Annotated in this window: 13 protein-coding genes; 9 read left to right on the top strand and 4 right to left on the bottom strand. The window is 62.8% G+C overall.

The genetic code is table 11. The annotated features are described in order from the left end of the window. Positions 1–40 precede the first annotated feature (40 nt). Positions 41–607, top strand: a complete 567-nt coding sequence (locus CAY82_RS02520) for a sugar O-acetyltransferase (RefSeq protein ID WP_087499796.1) — start codon at positions 41–43, stop codon at positions 605–607. Here CAY82_RS02520 and CAY82_RS02515 read toward each other — a convergent pair. Further along, positions 586–1,155: a DUF6436 domain-containing protein gene (locus CAY82_RS02515; RefSeq protein WP_087499795.1), complete on the bottom strand. Its 570-nt coding sequence runs from the start codon at positions 1,153–1,155 to the stop codon at positions 586–588. The two genes, CAY82_RS02520 and CAY82_RS02515, sit on opposite strands and share 22 nt — an antisense overlap. 211 nt (positions 1,156–1,366) lie before the next feature. Between CAY82_RS02515 and CAY82_RS02510 the strand changes: the two genes are divergently transcribed. Beyond that, a complete protein-coding gene (locus CAY82_RS02510) occupies positions 1,367–2,293 on the top strand; it encodes an alpha/beta hydrolase (RefSeq protein ID WP_087499794.1) in 927 nt (308 codons plus the stop codon). Here the strand turns inward: CAY82_RS02510 and CAY82_RS02505 are convergent, their stop codons facing one another. Then, entirely contained in the window at positions 2,294–3,046 is a 753-nt protein-coding gene (locus tag CAY82_RS02505; protein WP_087499793.1) for a DUF2059 domain-containing protein, read from the bottom strand. It abuts the gene before it with no gap. Positions 3,047–3,159: 113 nt separating this feature from the next. On the opposite strand from CAY82_RS02505, the gene CAY82_RS02500 reads away from it, so the two are divergent. Together CAY82_RS02500 and CAY82_RS02495 are read left to right on the top strand one after the other, a co-directional pair. After that, a complete protein-coding gene (locus CAY82_RS02500) occupies positions 3,160–3,792 on the top strand; it encodes a 2OG-Fe(II) oxygenase (protein ID WP_087499850.1) in 633 nt (210 codons plus the stop codon). Next, positions 3,779–4,282 (top strand): DUF523 domain-containing protein, encoded by a 504-nt coding sequence (locus tag CAY82_RS02495; RefSeq protein ID WP_087499792.1) that lies wholly within the window; start codon positions 3,779–3,781, stop codon positions 4,280–4,282. Before CAY82_RS02500 ends, CAY82_RS02495 begins: the two co-directional genes overlap by 14 nt. 105 nt (positions 4,283–4,387) lie before the next feature. On the opposite strand, the gene CAY82_RS02490 is transcribed toward CAY82_RS02495, so the two are convergent. After that, positions 4,388–4,876, bottom strand: a complete 489-nt coding sequence (locus CAY82_RS02490; protein WP_087499791.1) for an ABC transporter substrate-binding protein — start codon at positions 4,874–4,876, stop codon at positions 4,388–4,390. Positions 4,877–5,100: 224 nt separating this feature from the next. Here CAY82_RS02490 and CAY82_RS02485 point away from each other — a divergent pair, with 224 nt between their 5' ends. Further along, positions 5,101–5,577 carry a DUF4399 domain-containing protein gene (locus tag CAY82_RS02485; protein WP_087499790.1) on the top strand — a complete coding sequence of 159 codons (477 nt, stop codon included), beginning with the start codon at positions 5,101–5,103 and terminating at the stop codon, positions 5,575–5,577. Positions 5,578–5,741: 164 nt separating this feature from the next. Here CAY82_RS02485 and serA read toward each other — a convergent pair whose 3' ends face one another. Continuing rightward, positions 5,742–6,971 (bottom strand): phosphoglycerate dehydrogenase, encoded by a 1,230-nt coding sequence (gene serA / locus CAY82_RS02480; protein WP_087499789.1) that lies wholly within the window; start codon positions 6,969–6,971, stop codon positions 5,742–5,744. 170 nt (positions 6,972–7,141) lie between these two features. On the opposite strand from serA, the gene CAY82_RS02475 reads away from it, so the two are divergent. The 4 genes from CAY82_RS02475 (at position 7,142) to CAY82_RS02460 (ending at position 11,325) form a co-directional block, all read left to right on the top strand. Further along, positions 7,142–8,539 carry an FAD-binding oxidoreductase gene (locus CAY82_RS02475; protein WP_087499788.1) on the top strand — a complete coding sequence of 466 codons (1,398 nt, stop codon included), beginning with the start codon at positions 7,142–7,144 and terminating at the stop codon, positions 8,537–8,539. 25 nt (positions 8,540–8,564) lie between these two features. Next, a complete protein-coding gene (locus CAY82_RS02470; RefSeq protein WP_087499787.1) occupies positions 8,565–9,230 on the top strand; it encodes a fumarylacetoacetate hydrolase family protein in 666 nt (221 codons plus the stop codon). 181 nt (positions 9,231–9,411) lie between these two features. After that, complete coding sequence (locus CAY82_RS02465; protein WP_087499786.1) at positions 9,412–10,332, top strand: SdiA-regulated domain-containing protein; 921 nt, start codon at positions 9,412–9,414, stop codon at positions 10,330–10,332. Between the two features lie 90 nt (positions 10,333–10,422). Continuing rightward, positions 10,423–11,325, top strand: a complete 903-nt coding sequence (locus tag CAY82_RS02460) for an SdiA-regulated domain-containing protein (protein WP_087499785.1) — start codon at positions 10,423–10,425, stop codon at positions 11,323–11,325. Positions 11,326–11,379 lie beyond the last annotated feature (54 nt).

Below are 11,379 nucleotides of genomic sequence, written 5' to 3'. Positions count from 1 at the left end.
CGGATTCGCGAACAGAGCATAGCCCCAGGAAGGAGTTTCCATGTCCCTTAGCGAAAAACAGAAAATGCTTACAGGCCAGCTCTATCACGCTGGCTGCCCCGAGCTGCAGGCCGAGCAGATCGCCAACAAGCACTGGATGCACCGCTACAACAGCAGTGTCGAGTTGCTCAACGACGCACGTCACGGGCTGCTGCTAGAGCACTTTGGCCAGGTCGGTGAAGGCGCGGTGATCCGCCCGCCGTTCTATTGCGACTATGGCTACAACATCAGCGTCGGCCGCAATACCTTCATGAATTTCAGCTGCGTGATCCTCGACGTGCTGCCGGTGCGTATCGGTGACGACTGCCAGATCGGCCCCAACGTGCAGATCTATACCGCCGACCACCCGCTCGACCCCGAGGTGCGCCGCACCGGGCTGGAGAGCGGTCGGCCGGTGACCATCGGCAACAACGTGTGGATCGGCGGCGCGGCGATCATCCTGCCGGGGGTGACCATCGGTGACAACGCCGTGGTGGGTGCCGGTAGCGTGGTCACCCGTGACGTGCCGGCGGGCGCGGTAGTAGTGGGCAACCCGGCTCGGGTGCGTCAGCCGGCCCAAGAGCAGTAGCAGCCCACTGCCAGGGTATTGGAGGCGCTCACCTGGCGGCCGTCGAGCAGCGCCTTGAGGATCGGTTCGATGAAGCTGTTGCTGGCGTTGCACACCGCGCCTTCACTGTAGGGGCCGAAGTAGGCGAGGTGGCCTTGCCGGTCCCAGATAGCCACCGCCGGGGAGGCGGGCAGGTGTTCGCTGCCGGGCAGGCTGGCGAGTGGCTTGAGGGCGGTGAGGTTGGCGGGCAATTGGCCGTGGCTGCCGGGCCTTTGAAGCACATGGAAGGCCACGCCCTGGCCGGCGAACTGGCTGACCAAGTCGCCCAGGTGCTGCTGGTTGCCGACGTTGCACGGGCAGGCTGGGTCCCAGAAATGCACTACCCGGATCGGGCCGGGGCCGGCCAGTTCGGGGGGAAGCTGCAGCTGGCTGCCGTCGAACAGCGTGGTTTGATTGTCGAACGGGCGCAGGTAGCGCGCCTGGAAGGCGGTGTAGGCCTGCCAGAGGATGGCCGCGCCGACCAGAAGGGCGATTGCCGTGCACAGCGGTTTGATGATCCGAGTCTTCATGAAGTTTCCGCGCTCCTCTGTAGGAGCAGCCTTGTGCTGCGAAAGGGCCGGCATGACTGATGGAGTTGTTGTGGCAGTACCGGCCCCTTCGCAGCACAAGGCCGCTCCTGCCGGGGACACCGCTATCGGCCTGAAATCGAGCAAGCTTGCCACGACGCCAGCCAGAGCTGAATATCCCAGATCAATACTTGCTTCACTGTGGATGTACCCGATGCCCGCTGCCTTTCACCCTGACCTCCTGCGCACCAGCCTGGCGCCGCTGACCGCTCGCCAGCCGTTGTCGGCGCAGGCGCAGGACTACCAGCGCTTCTATGGCCTGAACCTGCCGGCACATAGCTGGCTGGGTGGCTTTCAGGCTGCCGGGTTCGACCTGGTCGGGCAGGTCTGGCTACCCGAACAGCCGACCGCGACGCTGTTCCTGCTGCATGGCTATTACGACCATATGGGCCTCTACCGGCATGTGATCGATTGGGCGCTCAAACAGGGTTTCGCCGTGATCAGCTGCGACCTGCCAGGCCACGGCCTGTCCAGCGGCGAGCGGGCCAGTATCAGTGATTTCGCGGTGTACCAGCAGGTGCTGGAGGCATTATTCGAACAGGCGCACACGCTGCAACTGCCCCGCCCCTGGCACCTGTGCGGGCAAAGCACCGGTGGCGCCATCGCCGTGGACCACCTGCTGAACCAGGGCGCGCGCAGCCCCATCGACGGTCAGGTCATCCTGTTGGCACCGCTGGTGCGGCCCTGTGCCTGGCGCTGGTCGAAGCTGAGCTATCGCGTGCTGCGTCACTTCGTGAATGGCATCGAGCGGCGTTTCAGCGAGAACACCAATGACCCGGCCTTCCTGTCGTTCCTCGAAGCCGATCCGCTGCAACCGCGGCGCCTGCCAACGGCGTGGGTGGGCGCCTTGATTGCCTGGGTCAAGCGCATCGAGGCCGCGCCGCGAAGTACGCGGCGGCCGTTGATCGTGCAAGGAGAGGCGGACGGCACAGTGGACTGGCCGTACAACCTCGAAGTACTCAAGGCCAAGTTTGCCGAGCCACAGATTTTGATGCTGCCTGAGGCTCGTCACCACCTGGCCAACGAACTACCGGGCATTCGCCAGCGCTACTTCGACTTCATCGACCAGCGCCTGGGCTGATCACTTCAGGTCGTTGGTGCTCTGGCCAACCGCCAGGCCTGCGCGCACAGCGGCCAGGGCGGCCTGGTAGTAAGCCTTGCCGTCTGGCGACTCGGCGAAGGTGGCAAACTCTTCCAGTTCGGCATCGGACAGGTCGCGGTAGACGTACAGCAGGGTGTTGTTCAGGTCTTCGCCGATCTGGCTCATCAGGCGCTGGCGCTGGCCGTCGAGCAGGCCCTGGGCCTGGCCGCCGCCGAACAGGCCGGGGATCATCGAGCTGAGGCTATCGGCCGCCACGCCCGCGATGGCCAGGCTGACTTCGGCGCCGGCTTCGCGCGCCGGCAGGGCCTGGGCCAGGTGGCCGATGATCAGCAGGCGATCATCGCTGGCCTGGATTTTCGGCAGGCCCTTGGCATTCCTGGCCAGTTCGTCCTTGCGAGTGGCCTTCAGCTCCGCAGCCACCACTTTGCGCCCCAGCGGCGACTGGAAGAAGGCCAGCGCCGGTGCCGGGTTGGCCAAGGTTGCGCGCAGCTGCGCCTGGGCGCGACGGTCCACCGCCTGGGCCTGGAAACGCTGGTTGCTGTTGTTGACCAACGCCTGGTACACGGCGGGTGGCAAACTGTTGCGGTAGCGTTCCTGGGCGGCGGTCAGGGCATCGTTGAAGTGGGCGCGCTGGTCGGGCCAGCCGGCGGCCTTGTACAGTTGATCCAGGTTGTCTGCCCAGACAGGCACGGTGCAGATCATCAGCAGAATCAGGGAAAACAGACGGCGCATTCAGGACTCCTGTCGGCAGGTGGCTATTGTCCGTGGCCGGGCGCCGGTTTGTCGAGATATCCGCGAGCTTCTCGGCCAAGTGGCGCTGTGCGCCGGCATGGCTAATGGATATGATGCGCGCCATGCACATCTCCCCTGAACACCCGATACTTGCGGCCGTCGTCGACGATCTGGCCACCCATGGCTGGTCCCAGCAGGCGCTGTTTCTGCCTGCCGACCTGGTGCGCGCGCTGGCGGCCGAGTGCCGGCGCCGTGATGCTGAGGGCGAGCTCAACCCCGCGGGGGTTGGGCGCGGTGCTGCCCAGGAGGTGCGCGAGGCCATCCGCGGCGACCAGATCCAGTGGATCGACCCCGGCCAGGCCGAGGCCTGCGACCAGTACCTGGCCGCCATGGACCAGTTGCGCCAGGCCATCAACCAGGGTCTGTTCCTTGGCCTGGAAGACTTCGAGTGCCATTTTGCCCTGTACCCGCCGGGGGCTTTCTATCGCCGGCACCTGGACCGCTTCCGCGACGATGACCGGCGCATGGTGTCGGCGGTGCTGTACCTGAATGAAGGTTGGCAGCCGCAGGACGGTGGCCAGTTGCGCATGTTCCTGGCGGACGGTGTCGAGCACGATGTGCAGCCTGTAGCAGGCTGCCTGGTAGTGTTCCTGTCGGGCGAGGTGCCCCATGAGGTGCTGCCGGCCGGGCGTGAGCGGCTTTCGTTGACCGGCTGGTTCCGGCGCCGTGGCAATGACCCGTTCTGACATGCCCAAGGTGTTGGTCAGCGCCTGTCTGCTGGGTCAGCCGGTGCGCTATGACGGCCGCGCCAGTGGCCACCCCGGCCTGCTGCAGCGTTGGCAGGCCGAAGGGCGCGTGGTGCCGTTGTGCCCGGAAGTGGCGGGTGGCTTGCCGACCCCACGGCCACCCGCAGAGATACCGGGCGGGCAGGGGGGGGAGGTGCTTGACGGTGGCGCGCAGGTGCTGACGGTGACGGGCGAGGATGTCAGTGCCGAGTTTTTGGCCGGAGCACAGCGGGCGCTGGAACTGGTGCGCCAGCATGGCATTCGCGTGGCGGTGCTGAAGGCTGGTAGCCCTTCGTGTGGCAACCGGTTGACCTATGACGGCACGTTCAGTGGTGTGAAGGTGGCGGGGGAAGGGGTGACCACGGCATTACTGCGACGGGCGGGGGTGCTGGTGTTCAGCGAGCTGGAGCTGGAACAGGCGGAGCAGGCGCTGGCTGGGCTTTCAGCTTGAGCCTTTCCCGGCCCTTTCGCAGCACGAGGCTGCTCCTACAAGGGTACGCGCCCCCTGTAGGAGCAGCCTTGTGCTGCGAAAGGGCCGGGACAGGCAATGAAGAACTTACTGCCCGGCCGCAGTCTCAGGCACACCCTTGAACCACTTCTGCTCAAGCTCGGCAGTCCGCCCGCTGTCCTTGAGCCGTTGCAGCGCATTGTTCACCGCACTTTCAAAAGCCGGGTTGTCCTTCTGGAACGGGATCACCAGCTGTTTCTCGCCAAACGGCAGGCTCACATCGAGCGGGCCGTCACCCTTGGGCGATTCGCTCGACGGGGTCAGTGCGATGTCGTACTTGCCACTCTCGACACCGGGCAGTACCTCTGTCGCAGGGGCTTCGATGAACTCGGCGCGCAGGTCCAGTTCCCTGGCTAGCGCCTGGCCGAAGTCGATCTCGAAGCCGCTCAGGTGGTCATTTTCCTTGAATGCGTACGGCGAGTTGTCGGCCTGCACGGCAATGCGCAGTTCGCCCCGGTCGGCAACTTCGTCTATCAGCTCGGCCTGGGCCAATGGCGTGATCAGTACCGCCAGCATTACTCCTATGGTCGAACGCATTAAAGCCCCTTTTCTCTTTGGCAGATGAATAACCTTCGCCACGGCTTTCTTCCTCGCCGTGGTCGAGCGCAGCCTATGACCTTGAAGCCTCGGCATTGTTTAACCCTGATTGAAATATTTCTGCCTGACGATGTGAACATCTGGGCAAACATATCAACTAAGGTGAACCACCGCCGCCACCGGAATACTGGCGGCGGTCAATAAGTGAATCACAGGAGAAGTGAATGAACAGCCTATTTTCGCGTGCTGCCGTTGCTGGTCTGTTGATGGGAGCGTCAATGTTCGCCAGTGCCGCAGATGCCCTGAAGAGCCAGGAGCCGCCCAAGGAGGCCAAGGTCTTCATCGTTTCCCCCGCCGATGGCGCCACGGTCGACAAGACCTTCACCGTCAAGTTCGGCATCGAGGGCATGGCGCTCAAGCCTGCGGGCGACAGCACCCCGCACACCGGGCACCACCACCTGCTGGTGGACGTGGATAAAGAGCCGGTGGCCGACATGCCGCTGCCATCCAGCCTGATGCCACAGGCCGGCACCGCACTGCCGGATGGCCCGCAAGTGCTGCACTTCGGCAAGGCGCAGACCGAAACCAGCATTACCCTGACCCCAGGCAAGCACACCCTGCAGTTGGTGCTGGGTGACCAGTATCACGTGCCGTTCAAGCCGAGCGTCGTGTCGCAGAAGATCACGGTTGACGTGAAATAGGTGTTGGATTCTTCGCGGGTAAACCCGCTCCCACAGGGATCCCACAGGTCTGAAGCTTGTGGTGATCCTGTGGGAGCGGTTTACCCGCGAAGCAGGCGACACCAATGCACAGGCAAAAAAAAGGGAGGCCATCAGGGCCTCCCTTTTTCATGTCGCCAGCGAACTTAGAACAGGACGCGGGAACGGATGGTGCCCTTGACCTGTTGCAGCTTCTCTTGCGCCAGGTCGGAGTACTCGGCGTCAACGTCGATTACCACGTAACCGACTTTCTCGTTGGTCTGCAGGAACTGACCGGAGATGTTGATGCCGTTCTCGGCGAAGACCTTGTTGATCTCGCTGAGCACGCCCGGGATGTTTTCGTGGATGTGCAGCAGGCGGTGCTTGCCTGGGTGCGCCGGCAGGGCCACTTCCGGGAAGTTGACCGAGGACACCGAGGTACCGTTGTCGCTGTACTTGACCAGCTTCTCGGCCACTTCCAGGCCGATGTTGGCCTGAGCTTCGGCGGTGGAACCACCGATGTGCGGGGTCAGGATCACGTTGTCCAGGCCGCGCAGCGGGCTTTCGAACTCTTCGTCGTTGGAACGTGGCTCGACCGGGAACACGTCGATGGCGGCGCCGATCAGGTGCTTGTCCTTGATGGCTGCGGCCAGGTGGTCCAGCTCGACCACGGTGCCACGGGCGGCGTTGATCAGGATCGAGCCCTTCTTCATTGCACGGATTTCCTTCTCGCCGATCATCCACTGGGTGGATGGCAGCTCAGGCACGTGCAGCGAAACGATATCGGCCAGGCCCAGCAGTTCGTGCAGGCTGGTGACTTGTACGGCGTTGCCCAGTGGCAACTTGGTCAGCGGGTCGAAGAAGTAGACCTGCATACCGAGGCTTTCAGCCAACACCGACAGCTGGGTGCCGATCGAGCCATAACCGACGATGCCCAGTTTCTTGCCGCGGATCTCGAACGAGTTGGCCGCGCTCTTGATCCAGCCACCACGGTGGCAGGAAGCGTTCTTCTCAGGGATGCCGCGCAGCAGCAGGATGGCTTCGGCCAGTACCAGTTCAGCCACCGAACGGGTGTTGGAGTATGGCGCGTTGAACACGGCGATACCGCGCTCGCGGGCAGCTTCCAGGTCGACCTGGTTGGTGCCGATGCAGAAGCAGCCAACGGCGACCAGCTTCTTGGCGCAGTCGAAGATCTCTTCGGTCAGTTGGGTGCGCGAACGGATACCGATGAAGTGGGCATCGGCGATCTTTTCCTTCAGCTCGTCTTCCGGCAGCGAACCAGTGAGGTATTCGATGTTGGTGTAGCCGGCGGCCTTGAGGGTATCGACCGCGTTCTGGTGCACACCTTCAAGAAGAAGGAACCGGATCTTGCTCTTGTCGAGAGAAGTCTTGCTCATCTGCGTAAACCTGTATCCCGGAGAAAAAATGGCGAGGGTGATGCCAGGCGCAAAGGCAGCCTTAGCATGAACAGCGGGAGGGCTATGCTAGCATACGCGACACAATCTGAGCTTATCCCGACAGGTGAAGAGTGCTCAGGGTGACTATGAATAAGTCGAGAGTTCCAGCGATGACCCACCCCGCTGTTATTGACGAACTGATGACCCTTGTCGACCCTGGCAAGGTCCTGACCGATGCAGCTTCGCTGGAAGCCTATGGCAAGGACTGGACCAAGCATTACCCACCGGCGCCCAGCGCCATCGTCTTCCCCAAGACGGTTGAGCAGGTGCAGGCGATCGTGCGCTGGGCCAATACGCACAAGGTGGCGCTGGTGCCGTCTGGCGGGCGTACCGGGCTTTCCGCAGGCGCCGTGGCGGCCAATGGCGAGGTGGTGGTCGCCTTCGACTACATGAATCAGATTCTCGGTTTCAGTGCCTTCGACCGCACCGTGGTCTGCCAGCCAGGGGTGATTACCCGCCAGTTGCAGGCCTACGCCGAAGAACAGGGCCTGTATTACCCGGTGGACTTTGCCTCCAGCGGCTCCAGCCAGATTGGCGGCAATATCGGCACCAATGCTGGCGGGATCAAGGTGATTCGCTACGGCATGACCCGCAACTGGGTGGCCGGGCTGAAAGTGGTCACCGGCAAGGGTGAGCTGCTGGAGCTGAACAAGGACCTGATCAAGAATGCCACCGGCTACGACCTGCGCCAGCTGTTCATTGGCGCCGAAGGTACCCTGGGCTTCGTGGTCGAGGCCACCATGCGTCTGGACCGTGCTCCGCGCAACCTCACCGCGATGGTGCTGGGTACCCCGGACTTCGACTCGATCATGCCGGTTCTGCATGCCTTCCAGGGCAAACTTGACCTGACCGCCTTCGAGTTCTTCTCTGACAAGGGCCTGGCCAAGATCCTGGCGCGTGGCGACGTGCCGGCGCCGTTCGAGACAGACTGCCCGTTTTATGCGCTGCTGGAGTTCGAGGCCAGCACCGAGGAGGTGGCCAACGAAGCCTTGGCCACCTTCGAGCACTGCGTCGAGCAGGGCTGGGTACTGGACGGGGTGATGAGCCAGAGCGAGACCCAGCTGAAAAACTTGTGGAAACTGCGCGAATACCTGTCGGAAACCATCTCGCACTGGACCCCGTACAAGAACGATATTTCGGTCACCGTGTCGAAAGTTCCGGCATTCCTGCGCGATATCGATGCCATTGTCGCCGAACATTACCCGGATTATGAAGTGGTGTGGTACGGCCACATCGGCGATGGCAACCTGCACCTGAACATCCTCAAGCCCGAGCACATGAGCAAGGACGACTTCTTCGCCTCGTGCACCAAGGTCAATAAGTGGGTGTTCGAGATCGTCGCGCGCTATAACGGCTCGATCTCCGCCGAGCATGGGGTGGGCATGACCAAGCGCGACTACCTGGGCTACAGTCGCTCAGCGGAAGAAATCGCCTGCATGAAGGCAATAAAGGCCGTGTTCGACCCTAACGGCATCATGAATCCGGGTAAGATCTTCGCACCTGAATAAAAAGCAGTATCCAGAGGAGTCGGCCATGAGTTACCAGCACCAGTACGTAGACGGCACGCGCATTCACTTCCCGCTGGGCAAGGTGGTGTGCATTGGCCGTAACTATGCCGAACATGCCAAGGAGCTGGACAACCCGATCCCCACCGAGCCGCTGCTGTTCATCAAGCCGGGCAGCTGCGTGGTGCCGGCCGAAGGGGGCTTCAAGATCCCGACCGAGCGTGGTTCGGTGCACTATGAGGCGGAAATTGCCGTGCTACTGGGCAAGCCGCTGTCGACTCATCCGACCGAGGAAGAGGTGCTGGACGCCATTTCCGGTTATGCCCCTGCGCTGGACCTGACCCTGCGCGATGTGCAGGCCAGGCTGAAGGAAAAGGGCCTGCCCTGGGAGCTGGCCAAGTGCTTCGACGGCGCCTGCGTACTGCCGCCGTTCGTGTCGGCCGCCAGCTTCGAGGACGTGACCGACATCCCGGTGCGCCTGACCGTCAATGGTGAGGTACGCCAGGATGGCAACAGCGCGATGATGCTCAACCCGATCGTGCCGATGATCCAGTACATAGCCGCGCATTTCTCGCTACAGGCGGGGGATGTGATCCTCACCGGCACCCCGGCTGGCGTAGGGCCGTTCAATGTCGGTGACGAACTGGTGCTTGAGCTGCCGGGTGTGAGCCGCTTCGAAAGCCGGGTGCTTTGAGCCGGAACCGCTTCGCCTTCTTCGCGGGTAAACCCGTTCCCACAGGCATAGCGTCGCCCTTGAGGGTTGCGCAGTACCTGTGGGAGCGGGTTTACCCGCGAAGAGGCCGGTCCTGTTTACCGATTTTTCACACCTGATCCGGATAATGCGCGGATCTACGCCCATTTCCCCAGGACCCCGCATGCCATCTCCCTCCAGCGCCCCGGCAACCCCCAAGCGTCGTTTCTTCCTGCGCTGGCCCTTCGGCCTGGCTGTGGCAGCGGTAATCGGCTATGGCGTGGCCGTGGCCATGCACTGGGATGACCGCGGTGCGCTGTGGGTCAAGGAAAGCTTCGAAAGCACCGCCGAGCGCAGCGAAAGCGTATGGCTGCCGGACTACAAGGTCGACATCGATGCCAAGCCGTTGCCGGGCATGGCCGAGGATGAAGCCTCGGATGTGGCCTTCAACCCGCGTACCGGCACTCTGTTCGCGGTCATGGGCAAGAACCCGATCCTGGTCGAACTGAGCCTGGATGGCGATGTACTGCGCAAGATCCCGCTCAATGGCTGGAACAACCCGGAAGGCGTTGCCGTGCTGGAAGACGGCTACCTGGCAATCACCGACGAGCGCCTGCACGACCTGACCGTGGTCAGGGTGGGCGCGCAGACCACCGCGTTGAACCATGATGATTTCCAGAGCCACGACCTGGGTCAGTCGGTGAAGAGCAACAAGGGCTTCGAAGCGGTAGCCTGGGACCCGTTGCGCCAGCGCCTGGTCATCGGCGAGGAGCGCCCGCCCAAGCTGTATACCTGGAATACTGATGGCCGCAGCCCGCTCACCGGTGAAAAAAAGCTGCTGCCCAGCGATGAACTGGACCTGCGCAACCTCTCGGCGCTTAGCGTCGATCCGCGTACCGGCCACCTGTTGGTGCTGTCGTCCGATTCCAACATGCTGCTGGAGCTGGACGAGCAGGGCCAGCAAGTCAGCTTCATGACCTTGCTGGGCGGTTTCAACGGCCTGCAGGGCACCATCCCGCGTGCTGAAGGAGTGGCCATGGACGACAAGGGCAACCTGTACATGGTCAGTGAGCCGGCCCTGTTCTATCGCTTCAGAAAGAACTGACCCCAACATCCGACTTTTCGGATGCTGGCATTAAGCTTTATTTCAGTTGTTCATGGTTAGATTCGCCACCCCTATGTCGAGTCTGCCCTCATGCGCCGTTTTGTTCGCCCGTTCCCTGTTCTGGCCGTCATCGGCCTGATCCTGCTCGGCTTGGCCGGGCAGGAGTTCCGCCTGTTCGAGCGTGTCTGGTTCAACCTCAAGGCCTGGTGGCAGCCAGCCGAGCAGAGCATCGGCCTGGACCGTTACCGGGTGGTGGTGGAGGCGCAGCCGATCGAGGGGCTGGATGACGACATTTCGGCGCTGACCTACGACCCCGACCGCAAGACCCTGTTTACCGTCACCAATGCACGCTCGGAGCTGATCGAACTGTCGCTGGACGGCCGCATCCTGCGCCGAGTGCCGCTGACCGGCTTCGGCGACCCGGAAGCCGTGGAGTACGTCGGGCCCAATAGCTATGTGATTACCGACGAGCGTCAGCAGCGGCTGATTCGCGTGCGCCTGGAGGACGACACGATGTTCCTCGATGCTGGCGATGCCGAGCAGCTGACCCTGGGCATTGGCCTGAACGGCAACAAGGGCTTCGAGGGGCTGGCCTACGATTCGGCGGGCAAGCGTTTGTTCGTGGCCAAGGAGCGTGACCCGATGCTGATCTACGAGGTGCATGGCTTCCCGCACGACAACCCGGGCCAGCCCTATGCGGTGCATGTGGTACAGGACCGCAAGCGCGATTCGCGGCTGTTCGTGCGGGACCTGTCGAGCTTGCAGTTCGATGAGCGCAGCGGGCACCTGCTGGCGCTGTCGGACGAGTCGCGGCTGGTGCTGGAACTGGATGTGGAGGGCCGGCCGCTGAGTACCTTGTCGTTGCGCAAGGGGTTCCAGGGGTTGCAGGCGACGGTGCCGCAGGCGGAGGGGATTGCGATGGATGAGGCGGGGACCATCTATCTGGTCAGTGAGCCGAACCTGTTCTATGTGTTCAGGCAGCCGGCGGAGTGAGCAGGTGGGGCTGCTTTGCAGCCCATTCGCAGCACAAGGCTGCTCCTACAGGAA

This window comes from Pseudomonas sp. SID14000 (genome assembly GCF_002165135.1).
Classification (GTDB): domain Bacteria; phylum Pseudomonadota; class Gammaproteobacteria; order Pseudomonadales; family Pseudomonadaceae; genus Aquipseudomonas.
This window is presented reverse-complemented; position numbering and strand designations above follow the sequence as displayed.